Consider the following 14,184-nt stretch of genomic DNA (forward strand, 5'->3'; position numbering starts at 1 on the left):
CGCGCGTTTGCCGTGGTACGGGGTGGCGCCATCCGCCATCGGTCTCCTGCCATGGGCCCATGGCCATGCCGCGTGATGGCCTGGCCGCTTTTTCGCACGTCTGCAACACCGCCTTGTCGCGCCACGCCGGGGCCTGCCCATGACCGAACCCGCTTCGCCCGACCTGGCCCGCCTGCGCGAGCTCAATGCCCTGCTCGAGCAGGGTCTGGCGCTGGCGCCCGCCGAGCGCCAGGCCTGGTACGCGCAGCTGGCTGAGGCGCAGCGCGCCTGCCTGTCGCGCCACCACGCCTGGATCGACGCCGAGGCCCGCATCGAGACCGACAGCTTCCTGCAGGCGCCGCTGCCGCTGCTGGCCCAGGCGCTGGCCGAGCCCGCCAGCGCCGGCGCGGGCCTGCGCGCCGGCGATCAGGTCGGCCCCTATCTGCTGCTGGAAGAGCTGGGCCGCGGCGGCCATGCCTGGGTGTGGCGCGCCGCACGCGGCGACGCGGCGCCGGCGCGTGAGGTGGCGCTGAAGCTGCCCTTCCTGGGCTGGTCGCCGGCCATGCTGCAGCGCGCGCTGCGCGAGCGGGCCCTGCTGGCCAGCCTGGAGCATCCGCACATCGCGCGGCTGTACGAGGCCGGGCAGACCGAAGCCGGCCTGCCCTGGCTGGCCATGGAGCTGGTGCGCGGCCAGGCCATCGACCGCCATTGCCAGGCGCACGGCAGCACGCTGGCGCAGCGCCTGGCGCTGTTTGTGCAGGCGGCCGCCGCCGTGGCCCATGCCCACGCGCAGCTGGTGGTGCACCGCGACCTCAAGCCCGCCAACATCCTGGTGGACGAGGCGGGCCAGGTGCGGCTGCTCGACTTCGGCATGGCCAAGCTGATCGCACCCGACGCGGCCGACCCGGCCCACGCGGGCGATGGCTCGGCCGCCGGCACGGCCGATGCCGCGCTCACCCGCCAGTGGGGTGCCGCCCTGACCCCCGAGTACGCCGCGCCGGAGCAGGCCCGTGGCCAGGCCGCGGGTGTGTCGGTGGACGTGTATGCGCTGGGCGTGGTGCTGTTCGAGCTGCTGGCCGGCAAACGCCCGTACACGCTGAACTGGCAGCCGGGGCAGGATCTGGCCACCGCCATCCTGCAGGCCGAGGTGCCGCCGGCCAGCGTGGCCGCCCAGCGCGCCAGGCACGCGGGCCGGGCCGTGCCGGTGCCGCCGCGCCTGCTGCGCGGCGACCTGGACGCGGTGCTGGCCAAGGCCCTGGCCAAGGACCCCGCGCAGCGCTATGCCAGCGTGGACCTGCTGGTGGCCGACCTGCAGCGCAGCCTGGCCCACGAGCCGGTGCTGGCGCGGCCACCGGGCTGGCGCTACCGCCTGGGCCGCCAGCTGCGCCGCCATGTGCTGGGGGTGTCGGTGAGTGCCGCGGTGCTGCTGCTCAGCCTGCTGGGAGGCGGCTTGTCGGCCTGGCAGTGGCAGCGCGCCGAGGCGCAGCGGCAGCAGGCGCTGGCGCTGCTGGCGCGCGGCGAGGCCTCGCACGAGTTCATGAACACGGTGCTGATGGACAGCGTGGACCGCGACCATCCGGTCACGCTGAACCAGCTGTTCGAGGCCAGTACGCGCTATGTTGAACACCAGCCCGACCCGCTGCTGCAGGCCACCGGTGCCTTTGCGCTGGCCACCTGGCACCTCAACGCGGGCCGCCCGCCGCAGGCGCTGGCGATTCTGGACGCCGCGTTGGCCGCACCGTTGACCGGCCCGCGCGCCATGGTGCAGCGCCAGCTGCACTGCCTGCGTGCCAACGCGCTGGACCTGAGCGGCCAGCCGGCGGCGGCCGACCAGGCGCTGCAGCTGGGCCTGGCCCCGGGCGCGCAAGACCCCGACGTGCGCTCACACTGCCTGTTGATGCAGGCCTATGTGGACAGCCGCCGTGGCCGGGCGCCGGCCGTGGTGCTGCGCAGCGTGGTCGCGGCCATTGCCGTGCTCGACGAGGCCGGCCTGCCCTTCTGGCGCCGGCGTGCGCTGCTGCAGGGCGAGCTGGCGCACCAGTGGGGGCTGCAGAAGGCCTTTGCGCCGGCCGATGCGGCCTTCCATGAGGCGCTGGGCCTGATGCGCCGCATGGGCCGCGGCGAGACCGGCAGTGCCGCCACGCTGATCAGCAACCACGGTGCGCTGTATGCCGTGTTCGGCATGCATCGCCAGGGCCTGGCCTTGCGCGAGCAGGCCCTGGCGCTGCTGCAGCAGCGCACACCGGGTGGCCCGGTGCCGCCGACGCTGCAGATCAACCTGGGCGGGCACCACCAGGCCATCGGCCGGGCCGCCGAGGCGGCGGCGCTGTTCGGCCCGCTGGCCGACAAGCCGGAGCTGCCGGCCGTGCTGCGCAGGGCCGCGCAGACCGGGCTGGCCATGTGCCGCATCGACCAGGGTGCGCTGGACGAGGCCGAGCGCCTGCTGCAACAGGCTGCGGCCGGCGCTGCCGACACGCTGCCGCAACTGACGCTGAGCGTGTCACGCGCCTGGCAGCTGGCCCGGCTGCGCCTGTGGCTGGCACGCCAGGACTGGCCGGCGGCCGAAGCCGCCAGCGCGCAGCTGCTGGCGCGGCGGCCGCCATCGATGCGGCAGGCACAGGCGGCCCAGCCCGCACAGCCCGCACAGCCCGCACCGACTGCACCGACTGCACCGACTGCACAGCCCGCAACGACTGCACAGCCGCCATCGCTGGAGGCCGTGCCCGACGGTTTCTGGCTCGAACTGATGCGCCTGCGGGCCGAGGCGCTGGGCCCGCAGGGCCGGGCGGCCGAGGCCGAACAGCAGTTGCGTGAGGGCCTGGCCCTGGCGCGCCAGGCCTATGCCGCCACGCCGGCCAGTGCGCATGAAGGCTGGCTGTGGCAAAGCCTGGGCCAGCGCCTGGCCAGCGACGGCCGCCAGGGCGAGGCAGCGCAGGCCCAGCGCCGCGCGCTGGCCCTGCTGGCCGAGGCCCTGGGCCCCGACAGCCCGCACACCCAGCGCAGCGCCCGCGCGCTGCAGGCCTTGCCGGCGCTGCCGGCCTCGGCCCTGGCAGCGCGCTGAGCGGCCGCCGCGGCCGGCGCTGCACCCGGCCCCTCAGCCACAGGTGCTGCCGCTGGATCTGGCGCTGCACCCGGTCGACCTGGCCCAGCGGCTGCAAGGGCTGCAGGGGCTGCAAGGGCTGCAGGGGTTGCGGGCGCTGCGGGCGCTGCTGCAGCGACTGCTCGCGTGGCCGCTGCTGCGCTGCCTGCTGTTGCGACACCACCCAGCCGTCGCGGCGGTCAACCAGCGACACCGCCGGCACCTGGCCGCCATCGGCCGCAAAGGCCACGCTCAGGTTGTACAGGTCGTAAAGGTCGCACAGGTCGCACAGGTCGTAGAGGTCGTAGAGGTCGTACAGGGCGGCGTGGCCATGGCGCAGCGGCGGCCAGGGGGCCGGATGGCCGGACAGCAGGGCCGGGTCGACCGCGCCTCGGGCAGGGTGCTCATTCGCCGCTGTGTCCGTTGTCGGGGGCGCCGGCCTGCGCCTGGCGGGCCATCTGCTGCCAGCGCCGGTGTTCGGCCGGCGTGGTGCCCCAATCCTGGCCGTACAGGCGGTGGCCGTGGTCCAGCATGAACAGCGCAATGCGCGCGGCCTCGGCATCGCCCGCCTGGGCCAGCCCGGCAAAGCGCCCGAAGGCCGCCGCATGCTGGCCGGCCTGGAAGGCCTGGGTCGCGGCCAGCCAGTCGGCACTGCCTTCGTCGGCGGCGCTGCCGTGCCGCGCCGCGTCGGGCGGCGGGCTGCCGGGCCTGGCCGTGGTGGCCGTGATGGGCGTGATGGGCGCCTGGCCCGGGCTGGCGGGCACGGTGTGGCCGGTGGCGGCTTGCCGCGCACCGGGCACTGGCAGTGGCGCGGGCATGGCCAGCAGGGCACCGCCCAGCAGGCCGGCGCCCAGCACGCCGGCGCACAGCAGTGGTGGCAGCTGCAGCCGGCCCGGCCAGGGCAGGGGGGCGGCGGCGGGGCGTGCGGGCTGGCGGGGGAGGGGGTGGTTCATGGCGGCTCCGGGATCGGGTGATGGCGGTGGTGGGCGTGATGGCGGTGATGGGGGGGTGCCCTGGTTCCACGGCCTGGGTGCCAGGGGCCGGACAGGCCGCTGACGCGGCACGGCGGCCCGTCCCCCCGCCTGTGGACGCAGGTGCCGCCGCGTGCCGGCCTGCGCGGACGCCTGCGCCGGATGCAGCCCGCACCGGCCGCCCACCTTCAGGCCGCGGCGGCCACCGCAGCCAAAGGGCTCGGCTGGGCCGGCCGGGCGAGCTGGCGGCGCAGCTCGGGCAGGGCCTGCTGCATGGCCTGGGCGCCGGCCTCCACCATGGCCGGCAGGGCGCTGGTCTGCCACAGGCCCACGGGGCCTTGCAGCGCCAGCTGCAGCTGCAGGATCGGCGGGCCGTTGCGGCGCGCGGCATCCAGCCGGGCGGCCATCAGGTTGTTGATCATGGTGGTGCTGATGCGCGTGACCAGGCGCGCCGGATGGTTGACGCGGCGCGGCAGCCGGCCCTCGAAGCCGAGCGCCAGCACCAGGTCGGCATCGGCCGCGGCCGACACCGGCAGCGGGTCGGACAGCACACCGTCGAGCAGCAGGCGCGGGCCCACCTGCACCGGTGGAAACACCATCGGCACCGCCATGCTGGCCTGGATGGCCTGGGCCAGCGGGCCGCTGCCCAGCACCACGGCCTGGCCGCTGGCGGCGTCGGTGGCGGTCACGCGCAGCGCCAGCGGCAGGGTCTCGATGTGCTGGCGGCCGAAGGCCTCGTCCAGGCGCTGGCGGATCAGCGTGGCCTTGCGCAGCGCGAAGTGCGGGCCGAAGTGCAGCAGCCGCGGCAGCGCCAGCTCGAGCCAGGCGCGCCAGCGGCGCTGCTGGGTGAGCTCTTGCGACCAGGCGCTGGTGACCATGTGCGTGGCCTCGGCCACCGACACGCCCAGCGCGAGCACGCCGGCGATCAGCGCACCCGAACTGCAGCCCACCAGCAGCTGCGGCGCCAGGCCCTCGCGCTGCAGCACCCGCATCACGCCGATGGCCGAGGCGCTGCGCACGCCGCCGCTGCCGATCACCAAGGCGATGCGCGGGGCCTTGTGCTTCAGTTCGAGGGATTTCATGGTCGATCTCCTGGGGTGCGGGGTTGAAGGGTGGATCCGGTTCCACGCAGCCGCGGCGGCGATCCGGACAGGCGCCGGCGGGGCCGGGCCCCCCCAGGTGCGTGGTGCTCATCGATGCGGATGACGCCGGGGCGCGGCGCTGTCCGGCGCGGCGCGGGCAGGCCGTGGAACAGGGCATCACACCCCCCAGGAGCGACGCCATGACCCCCTTGTTCGACACCGCGCTGCACGGCGCCGATCTGGTGCAGGCCGATCTGGTGCATGCCGATCTCGCGCAGGCCGATCTGCTGCACGACGCGCTGGGCCGCGAACCCGGGCACGCTGCCGACGACGATGCCGACCCGCTGGCCGCCGAGCAGGCGCGTTATGCGCGCTGCATCGCCATGTCGCAGCGCGTGCGCTGGGACATCGACGAGGACGTGCTGCGTGGCCGCCAGTTCGACCTGGCGCACAAGTTCCTGCCCGATGCGCTGTCGCAGGTGCAGCGGCTGGACGGGCTGTCGGCCGACGAGCAGCGCCTGCTCAGCCAGATCCAGGGCCGCACCTACGCCAACATGTTCGGCCTGGTCGAGCGCTTCATCGGCGCCAAGATGCTCGAGCTCAGCCGCAGCCACTGGTTTGCCGACCAGGTGGCGCTGCAGGCGCTGGTGCGTTTTGCCGACGAGGAGCTCAAGCACCAGGCGCTGTTTCGCCGGGTCGACGAGATGATGGCGCAGGCCATGCCGCCGGGCTACCACTTCACGGCGCGGCCCGACGAGGTGGCGATGGCGGTGATGCAGGCGCCCGACTGGTCGGTGCTGGCGCTCACCTGCCACATCGAGCTGTTCACGCAGGTGCACTACCGCCAGAGCATCGGCACCCAGCCCGGGCTGTCGCCGATCTTCCGCGACATCTTCCTGTACCACTGGCGCGAGGAGTCGCAGCACGCCATCCTGGACGAGCTGGAGTGGCGCCGCGTGCACCGCACGCTGGACACCATCGGCCGCGACCAGGGCGTGGACGGCCTGATCGTGCTGGTGGCCGCGGTGGACGGCATCGTGCAGACCCAGGCGCAGGCCGACGCGGCGTGCTTCGAGCAGTGGATCGCGCGCCGCCTGCCCGAGCGCGAGCGCCAGCGCCTGCGCACCGTGCTGCTGCAGGCCTACCGCTGGCAGTACATCGGCTCGGGCGTGCGCGATGCGCGTTTTGCCGCGCTGCTGGAAGCCCTCACCACGCCGGTCCAGCGCCAGCGGCTGCAGCGGGCGCTGGCGCCGCTGATGGACTGAGCCATGGCCCGCACCTTTGTCGTTGAAACCCTGGTCGCGGCCGATGCCGCGCGCGTGGCCACGCTGTGGCAGGCGCAGGACCCGGCCTCACGCGCACGGCGCTTTCATGGCGCGGTGGATGCCGCCAGCGCGGCGCAGCGCTGGCGCCTGGCGCTGCAGGCCGGCGCACTGCAGGCCTGGGGCGTGGCCCATCCCGACCAGCCGGGCCGCTTGCTGGCCGAGGCCTGCGCCGCACCGGCGCACGACGCACCCGGCTGGGAGCTGGCGCTGCTGGTCGACCGCCACTGGCGCCGCCACGGCCTGGGCCGCCAGCTGCTGGCCAGCGTGCTGGCCGCCGCCACCGCCGCCGGCGTGGCCGGCGTGCAGGCCCTGGTGCAGGCCGACAACCTGGCCATGCAGGCGCTGGCGCTGAGCCTGGGCGCGGTGGATGGCGAAACCTGGCCGCCGGCCGGCGCGCCGACGGATGCGCTGGCCGGTTCACTGGCCGGGGCGCTGGCCGCGCTGGAGCGCGAGCTGGGTGGCCGGGTGGCCGGTGCCGGCAGCGTGGCGGCCGGCGGCACCGCCGCTGCGGCCTGCAGCCTGTGCTGGCCCGCGCCGCGGCCGGTGGCGCCGCCGGTGCGCAGGCTGTCGGGCTGGCCGGGAGCGGTCGGGGTGGCCGGTATGGCCGGTGCGGCCGGTGCGGCCGGCCGCGCCTGGTGGCAGCGCTGGGCGGCGCGGCTGCGCTGAGCCGCGGTGCCGCGGGCCTGGCGGGCCGCCGTCCGGGCGATGGCTCAGAACAGCGTGGCGCTCAGGCAGTCCACCTCCACCCGGCCGCGGCCGGCCTGCTTGCCACGGTACATGGCCAGGTCGGCGCGGCGCAGCAGCTTGTCGGGTGCGGTGGCGTGCTCGGCAAAGGCGCAGCCGGCGGTCAGGCTCAGTGCCAGGCCGCTGTGCTCGGGCAGCAGCGGCGCCTGCAGGGCCTGCAGCAGCTTCTGGCCCAGCTCCTGCGCCTGCACGCTGTGCTGCAGGCCCTCGGCCACCAGCACAAATTCGTCGCCACCCAGGCGGGCCAGCACATCGTGCTGGCGGATGTGCTGGCGCAGGCGGTCGGCCATGGCGCGCAGCAGGCGGTCGCCCATGGCATGGCCGTGGGTGTCGTTGATGGCCTTGAAGCCGTCCAGGTCGATCATGTAGAGCGCCAGGCCGTGGCCGGCCTGGGCGCGCGCCAGCATCGGCGGCAGCAGCGCCTCGAGCCCGCGCCGGTTGGGCAGGCCGGTGAGCACATCGGTCTCGGCCAGGTTGCGCAGGTGGGCGGCCTGGCCGGCCTGCAGCGCCACCTGCTGCTCGGCGCGGGCCAGGCGCTGGCGCTGGCGCAGCACCAGCACCTGCAGGAACAGCAGCAGGTCGAACACCGCCGCCAGCTGGAACGCGTGCAGCGTCCACGGCGTGGCCGGCAGCCGGCCATAGGACACCGCCATCAGCGTGAAGATGCCCAGGTAGTAGCCCAGCCAGGCCAGCAGCAGGTAGGCGCCGGTGGCGTCGCGCTGGCGCAGCAGGGCCCAGGCGCGCGACAGGCCCAGCAGCGCCGGCATCATGCCCACCGTGCCGGCCACGGCGCTGAGGCCGGCCACGCCGATCAGGTCGGTGGCAAACAGCAGGGCGGTGGCCAGCATCACCAGCGCGCCGGCGCGCATGGTGGTGCTGAAGCCGCGCCAGCCGGGCTGGTGGCGCAGCACCGCCTCGTTGTAGAGAAAGCTGGCGCACTGCGCCAGCAGCGCCGCCAGGCCGGCGCCGTGGCGCAGCGCCCAGTCATGGCCCGGCCACAGAAACTGCGCCGCCAGGCCGAACTGGGCCAGCGACACGGTCATCGAGCTGGCCACCAGAAAGGCGTAGCGCAGACTCAGCCGGTCGCGGTGCCACCAGGCCTGGCCCAGGCTGTAGGCCAGCAGCGCCAGGCTCAGGCCGGTGAGCAGGGCCTGCAGCGATTGCGCGGCCAGCGTGCGGTCGATGTAGGGCCCGGGCCGGCTCAGGCGCAGCGGCAGGATCAGCGGGCTCTCGGACTGCGCGCGCAGCAGCAGCTGGTAGCTGCGGCCGGGCTGCAGCTCGAGCTGGGCGGTGGGCACGCGGCCATGCTGGCGTTCGAGCGAGCCCAGGCGGGCCTGCAGCAGCAGCTGGCCGGCGTCGTCCAGCAGGTAGAAGGCCAGGTGCTGCACCGAGGGCTGCTCGGATTCGAGCACCCACTGCCCACCACCGCCGGGCGGTACCTGCAGCGCCACCATCAGCCAGGCGGCGCCGCGCTGCAGGCCCAGCGTGCCGCTGGCCATGGGTGGCGGCACGAACATCGCGCCGCCGTCGCGCACGGCGTCGAGGTCGAGCTGGCCGCTGGGGTCGTGCAGCCAGCGCACGGCCGGCCACAGGCTCAGGCTGCCGCTGGGCTGGGGCAGCAGTTGCAGCGGCGGCTGCTGCGCCGGCGCGCCGGCGGCCGCCGGCGCAAGCAGGGCCCACAGCAGCGGCCAGCCACAGCACCAGGTCAGCCACCAAGCCCAGCCACTGCGCTGGCGCGGCCCGCGCGCTGCCGCGACGGGGCGCTGCGCCCCCCCCAACCTGCTGCCCATCCAGATCTGCCCTTGTCCTGTCGATGCTTGTTCTGGCCCGTGCGGTTTGGCCCCGCCACAGGCGTGCCACGCGGCGGCGGCACGGCGCCAAGGGTAGTGCATGGTGTGCCTGCAGATGCTGACAACCCCAGGCCTGGCGCGCCGTTTGCCGGGCGGCCGCAGGGTTTCACCCAGGCCGGCCACCCCGGGGCGCCGGGTGCCGCCGGGGTGCGGCAGGCCGGCCTGCCGCCGGCCCCCGGCTCAGCGCGCCGCGCTGACCCGCCAGATCACATCGCCCACATCGTCGGCCACCAGCAGCGAGCGGCCGTCGGGGCCGATGGCCACGCCCACCGGGCGGCCGTAGGACACCGATTCGTCCGGCGCCAGAAAGCCCCACAGGATGTCGCGCGGCGTGCCAGCCGGCCGGCCCTGGGCAAAGGGCACGAAGACCACGCGGTAGCCGCTGAGCGTGCTGCGGTTCCAGCTGCCGTGCTGGCCGATGACCATGCCGTCCTGATCGAAGCCGGGCAGGGTGCCGGCCGGCATCCAGCACAGGCCCAGGCTGGCGGTGTGGCCGCCCAGCGCGTAGTCGGGCTGCAGGGCGCTGGCCACCTTGGCGGCATCTTGCGGCACGCGGTCGTCGACCGTCTGGCCCCAGTAGCAGTACGGCCAGCCGTAGAAGCCGCCGTCGCGCACCGAGGTCAGGTAGTCGGGCGGGGTTTCGTCGCCCAGGCCGTCGCGTTCATTCACCACCGTCCACAGCGCGCCGCTGCCGGGCTCCCAGGCCAGGCCCACCGGGTTGCGCAGGCCGCTGGCAAAGATGCGGCTGGTGCCGCTGGCCAGATCGAGCTCATAGATGCAGGCGCGGCCTTCCTCGGCCTCGAAACCATGCTCGGCGATGTTGCTGAGCGAGCCCACGCCCACGTACAGGCGCTGGCCGTCGGCGCTGGGCAGCAGGCTGCGGGTCCAGTGGCCGCGCGGCTTGAAGGTGGCCAGGCGCCGGCCTTCGCCGCTGATGCGGGTGGCGCCGGGCGTGAACGCGAAGGCCATCACGCCATCGGTGTTGCCGACGTAGAAGTGGCCGTCCAGCCAGGCCATGCCGAAGGGCTGGCGCTGGCCTTCGAGCAGCGTGAAGCGCTCTTCGGCCGTGCCGTCGCCGTTGGCGTCGCGCAGCAGCGTGATGCGGTTGGGGCTGTCACCCAGCGCGGCGGCGCGCTTCATGGTGGCGGCCATGGCGTGATCGAACAGCGTGCGCGGCTGGCCGGCGCTTTGCAGCGCCTCGGCCACCGTCACGTCGCCATTGGGCAGCACCTGGATCCAGCGCGGGTGCTTCAGCCCGGCGGCAAAGGCGTTCACCGCCAGGCCGGGCGCGGCACTGGGCAACTGGCCGGCAGCCCAGCCCTGGGCGGTGGGCATCTTCAGCGTGGGGATGCTGCCCTGCGGCCGCTCGGCCGGGATCTCGGGTGCGCTGCCCACGGCCTGGGTGCGCACGGTGCCCTGCAGGCGGCGCCAGTGCAGGGCGCCAGCACCCACCCAGGCCACCACGCGGGCCAGAACGGTGTCAAAACTCATCGGTCTCCTCCGGATCGTGCGGCCGCGCGCCGGCAGGAGGGGCGGCGTGCCGTCAAAGCGACGCACGATAGCGGCAAACGCCCGGGCGCGTGGGTACGAGCGCGTTACGAACCCCGCGCCGGCGCGGCCTCTCGCCGCCGCGGTGCGGCGGGCGGCCGGGCGCTCAGCGCTCGCCCGAGGGCCTGGCCTGCGGCACCCCAGAGGCGATGGCCGGCCCGAACTGCGGCAGGCCATCGGCCGACCAGCCGAAGCGCTGGATGCGCATGGTGCGGCCCGCGGCGTCGTTGGCGTCCACGTCCTTGGCGTGATAGACCAGCCAGTCCTCCCGGCCGTCGGGCGAGCGCGTGAAGCTGCAATGCCCTGGCGCATGCACGCCGCCGTGGCCCTGGCCGGCCGCGGCCGGGCCGAACACCGGCTGCGCATGCTTGCGCCAGCTGCCGGGCTGCATCGGGTCGCGGCCCACCAGTTCGAGCAGGCCCAGGTAGTACACCGCGGCGGTGTGGCCGGCCGAGTAGACGACGAAGTCGCGGCCGCCGCGCTGCAGGGCCTGCGGCGCCTCGATCCAGTAATGCTCGCGCTGCGCCTCCCAGCGGCCGTCAGGCCGCTTGTGCCAGCCGCGCTCCCAGTCGTGCTCACCTTGGGCGATGCGCACGCCGGGGCCGTCGGCCCGCGCCGGGCTCGACATCGGGGCGATCCACAGGCCGTCGTCGGCGTACATCCAGTACAGGCGGCCATCGGCCAGGCGCAGCACCGAGCCGTCGATGGCGTAGCGCTCGTGGGCGTTGTGCACGCGGCCCAGATCGCGGTACGGGCCCAGCGGCTGGTCGGCCTCGAGCACGTAGTGGCGGTGGTTGGCGTCAACCTGGTCGGACGCCGTGTAGTAGAGGTACCAGCGCCCGTCCAGGTGGTGCAGCTCGGGGGCCCAGATCATGGCGCTGCGCGGCCCGCTGGGCTCGGCGCTCCAGACCTTGCGGCGCTCGGCCTGGCGCCAGTCGCTCAGCCGCGGCGAGCGGTAGATCCACAGGCCGCCGCCAGGATCGAGCGTGGCGGTCATGTAGTACTGGCCTTCGTGCCACAGCACCCAGGGGTCGCCGGCCTCCTGGCCCGGCAGCACGGGGTTGGTGAACGCGTCGGCGGGCAAGGGGGCGGCGGGCAAGGGTGCGGCCTGGGGCATGGGCAGGAAGGCTCCGGTGGCCGCCAGCCCGGCCGTGGCCGCGGCCCAGCCCATCAGGCGGCGGCGGGCGGCGGGGGCAGGGGGCGGTGCGGGTGCATGGTGGGGGGTCTCGGGCAGGCGGCCGGCATCCGGCCGCAGCGGCGCATGCTAGCCGCTCGGCTCATTAATAACAAATAGTGTTGTTACTAATGAAAAGCCCGGGGCGCCCCGATCAGGCGCTGCCGGCGCCGCCGCCGCGCGGGAAATCGAAGCCCACGCGCATCACCATGTCCTGCGGGTAGTTGCCGAACTTGCGGCCGAACAGGTTGAGCCCGCCGCGGTGGCGGGCATCGTCCTTGACGCCCAGGCGCACCTTGATGTGGTTGGTCTGGGTGAGCGCCAGCTGCTCGATCTGCACCGCGCTGAGCTCGACGCCGTCGATCATCGCGCCCCTGGGGCCCACGCTCCACTGCTTGAGCAGGCCGTGGGTGGTGCGGTCGACCTGCCACCAGCTGGGCATCAGCAGCGAGGGCGAGCCGCCGTAGTCGCCCGGGCAGGTCCAGGTGCCGACCTCCACGTCGTTGATCCACAGCGTGATGTCGGACGGCCAGTCCTCGTTGAACTGCGGTGCCTCGGAGCAGATCTCGACCGACAGCTCCAGGTGCGTGGGCAGCGCGCCGTAGGGCAGGTTGTTGGGGAAGGCGTACTCCACGTAGCCCACGCCGCCGAACCACAGCAGCTGGGCGTACACATGCTCGGGCTCGAAGAACGAGCGCGGCTCGTCGAGCATGCCGATGATCTTGGTCTCGCTGACCAGGCCGCAGGTCGGCTTGGCCTCGACATGGCGGTAGCTGCCGATGGGCATGCTGACCGACATCACGTTGGCGTTGGACTCCACCGCCGCGCCGGGCAGGCGCAGGCGCACCTCGTCGTAGCGCTTGGAGCACAGCTTTTGCTGGCCGCGCGTGCCCGGCTCCACCTCCACCGAGACCAGGCCCACCGCCTGCAGCTGGTTGATGTTGAAGCTCACCGTGGAGTGCGGCAGGTTCATGGCCGAGGCCAGCTCCGAGACGTTGAGCACCTGATGGGTCAGCAGGCCCAGCATCATCTGCCGGGTGTTCGAGGCCAAAGCCTTGGCCACGGCCAGGGCGGCATCGCCCTCGACCATCAATACGCGGCTGCCCGCCACATCCACCATGTCCCGCCCCTTTGCTCGATTGGACCGAAAGGATTGGCGAGTTTATGGGGTGCCGGCCGGCGGCGCGGGCGCGCGTTGGCGCTGCAGCGTGGGTCAGAGCGGTTGCTTAGGGTAAAGCCGAATCATTAATAACCAATCAATTGGTGACAATGGCGGCATGCCCCGCACCGACGCCCAGGCCACCACCGCTGCCGCCACCGCTGACACCAACGCTGCTGCCACCGCTGCCGCCACCGCCTCCCGCTCGCCGCTGCCGCAGCCTGACGGCGAGGCCCAGGTGTTCACGCTGCGCTCGCCCGACGGCCTGCAGGTGGCGGTGATGGACCACGGGGCCACCTGGCTGTCGTGCCAGGTGCCGCTGGATGGTGGCCTGCGCGAGGTCTTGCTGGGCCATGCCACGCCGGCGCAGCACCAGGTGCAGCCCGGCTACCTGGGTGCCGTGGTGGGCCGCCTGGCCAACCGCATTGCGCAGGCGCGCTTTGCGCTCGATGGCCGCCTGGTGACGCTGGACGCCAACGAGGGCCCGCACCACCTGCATGGCGGCACGCAGGGCTGGCATCGCCGGCGCTGGCAGGTGCAGGCGCGGGCCGCCGACTGCCTCGAGCTGGCCCTGCACTCGCCCGCTGGCGAGCAGGGCTATCCCGGCGCGGTGGATCTGCGCCTGCGCTACCAGCTGCAGGCGCCGCTGCAACTGACGCTGGACATGCAGGCCACGGCCACGGCCGCCACGCCGCTGGGCCCCACCAGCCACGCCTACTTCAACCTCGACGGGGCGGGCGACATCGGCGCGCACCGCCTGCAGATCCCGGCCAGCCGCTACCTGCCGGTCGGGCCCGACCTGATCCCCACCGGCGAGTTCGGCGCGGTGGCCGGCACGGCCTTTGACTTCCGCCGGCCGCGCCACATTGCCCAGGCGCTGGCGCAGCTGCGCGCCGGCGCCGCATCACCGGCCAGCCACGACCACTGCTGGCTGATCGATGCCGGCGCTGCCCCGCTGGACGGCGCGCCGCCGGCCGTTCAGCCGGTGGCGCAGCTGTGGTCCGGCGATGGCCGGCTGGCCCTGTCGCTGCACAGCAGCTACCCGGGCCTGCAGTTCTATGCCGGCGAGTTCTTGCCGCACAGCCTGGGCCGCGATGGCCGGCCCCACCTGCCGCACGCCGGGCTGGCACTGGAGCCGCAGTACCTGCCCGACAGCCCCAACCATGCCGGCCAGCCCGGCTGGCCCGATTGCGTGCTGCGGCCGGGGCGCGTCTGGCGGCAACGGCTGGTCTACCGCTTTCAACCCCACCCCGACCTCTCTCTCGCCGCGTGA

At 74.1% G+C, this 14,184-nt stretch carries 10 protein-coding genes; 4 read left to right on the forward strand and 6 right to left on the reverse strand.

Translation table 11 applies throughout. The features are described from left to right. Positions 1 to 139 precede the first annotated feature (139 nt). Positions 140 to 3,040 carry a serine/threonine-protein kinase gene (locus N4G63_RS22670; RefSeq protein ID WP_314600343.1) on the forward strand — a complete coding sequence of 967 codons (2,901 nt, stop codon included), beginning with the start codon at positions 140 to 142 and terminating at the stop codon, positions 3,038 to 3,040. A 422-nt stretch (positions 3,041 to 3,462) separates the two neighbouring features. On the opposite strand, the gene N4G63_RS22675 is transcribed toward N4G63_RS22670, so the two are convergent. Then, a complete protein-coding gene (locus tag N4G63_RS22675) occupies positions 3,463 to 4,011 on the reverse strand; it encodes a hypothetical protein (RefSeq protein WP_314600344.1) in 549 nt (182 codons plus the stop codon). Between the two features lie 206 nt (positions 4,012 to 4,217). Then, the gene (locus N4G63_RS22680; RefSeq protein WP_260789895.1) at positions 4,218 to 5,111 is read right to left on the reverse strand and encodes a patatin-like phospholipase family protein; all 894 of its coding nucleotides are present in this window, start codon (positions 5,109 to 5,111) and stop codon (positions 4,218 to 4,220) included. A gap of 200 nt (positions 5,112 to 5,311) precedes the next feature. Between N4G63_RS22680 and N4G63_RS22685 the strand changes: the two genes are divergently transcribed. Continuing rightward, positions 5,312 to 6,376, forward strand: coding sequence for a hypothetical protein (locus tag N4G63_RS22685; protein WP_443112100.1), 1,065 nt, complete (start codon positions 5,312 to 5,314; stop codon positions 6,374 to 6,376). A 3-nt stretch (positions 6,377 to 6,379) separates the two neighbouring features. Continuing rightward, positions 6,380 to 7,102 (forward strand): GNAT family N-acetyltransferase, encoded by a 723-nt coding sequence (locus N4G63_RS22690; protein WP_314600345.1) that lies wholly within the window; start codon positions 6,380 to 6,382, stop codon positions 7,100 to 7,102. Between the two features lie 44 nt (positions 7,103 to 7,146). On the opposite strand, the gene N4G63_RS22695 is transcribed toward N4G63_RS22690, so the two are convergent. From N4G63_RS22695 to N4G63_RS22710, 4 genes are all read right to left on the reverse strand, one after another. Further along, a complete protein-coding gene (locus tag N4G63_RS22695; protein WP_314600346.1) occupies positions 7,147 to 8,970 on the reverse strand; it encodes a diguanylate cyclase domain-containing protein in 1,824 nt (607 codons plus the stop codon). A gap of 240 nt (positions 8,971 to 9,210) precedes the next feature. Continuing rightward, the gene (locus N4G63_RS22700; RefSeq protein WP_314600347.1) at positions 9,211 to 10,521 is read right to left on the reverse strand and encodes a PQQ-dependent sugar dehydrogenase; all 1,311 of its coding nucleotides are present in this window, start codon (positions 10,519 to 10,521) and stop codon (positions 9,211 to 9,213) included. 163 nt (positions 10,522 to 10,684) lie between these two features. Continuing rightward, complete coding sequence (locus N4G63_RS22705; RefSeq protein WP_314600348.1) at positions 10,685 to 11,677, reverse strand: glycoside hydrolase family 43 protein; 993 nt, start codon at positions 11,675 to 11,677, stop codon at positions 10,685 to 10,687. A gap of 229 nt (positions 11,678 to 11,906) precedes the next feature. Then, the gene (locus tag N4G63_RS22710) at positions 11,907 to 12,872 is read right to left on the reverse strand and encodes an ArsR/SmtB family transcription factor (protein ID WP_260789900.1); all 966 of its coding nucleotides are present in this window, start codon (positions 12,870 to 12,872) and stop codon (positions 11,907 to 11,909) included. Positions 12,873 to 13,029: 157 nt separating this feature from the next. On the opposite strand from N4G63_RS22710, the gene N4G63_RS22715 reads away from it, so the two are divergent. Beyond that, positions 13,030 to 14,184 carry an aldose epimerase family protein gene (locus N4G63_RS22715; RefSeq protein ID WP_314600349.1) on the forward strand — a complete coding sequence of 385 codons (1,155 nt, stop codon included), beginning with the start codon at positions 13,030 to 13,032 and terminating at the stop codon, positions 14,182 to 14,184.

Origin of the sequence: Aquabacterium sp. OR-4 (assembly GCF_025290835.2) — a bacterium.
Lineage (GTDB): Bacteria > Pseudomonadota > Gammaproteobacteria > Burkholderiales > Burkholderiaceae_C > Pseudaquabacterium.

Bases quoted from the DNA above. Each gene is read 5' to 3' on its own strand.
- N4G63_RS22670 (WP_314600343.1), top strand. From the start codon at position 140: ATGACCGAACCCGCTTCGCCCGACCTGGCCCGCCTGCGCGAGCTCAAT.
- N4G63_RS22675 (WP_314600344.1), bottom strand. From the start codon at position 4,011: ATGAACCACCCCCTCCCCCGCCAGCCCGCACGCCCCGCCGCCGCCCCC.
- N4G63_RS22680 (WP_260789895.1), bottom strand. From the start codon at position 5,111: ATGAAATCCCTCGAACTGAAGCACAAGGCCCCGCGCATCGCCTTGGTG.
- N4G63_RS22685 (WP_443112100.1), top strand. From the start codon at position 5,312: ATGACCCCCTTGTTCGACACCGCGCTGCACGGCGCCGATCTGGTGCAG.
- N4G63_RS22690 (WP_314600345.1), top strand. From the start codon at position 6,380: ATGGCCCGCACCTTTGTCGTTGAAACCCTGGTCGCGGCCGATGCCGCG.
- N4G63_RS22695 (WP_314600346.1), bottom strand. From the start codon at position 8,970: ATGGGCAGCAGGTTGGGGGGGGCGCAGCGCCCCGTCGCGGCAGCGCGC.
- N4G63_RS22700 (WP_314600347.1), bottom strand. From the start codon at position 10,521: ATGAGTTTTGACACCGTTCTGGCCCGCGTGGTGGCCTGGGTGGGTGCT.
- N4G63_RS22710 (WP_260789900.1), bottom strand. From the start codon at position 12,872: ATGGTGGATGTGGCGGGCAGCCGCGTATTGATGGTCGAGGGCGATGCC.
- N4G63_RS22715 (WP_314600349.1), top strand. From the start codon at position 13,030: ATGCCCCGCACCGACGCCCAGGCCACCACCGCTGCCGCCACCGCTGAC.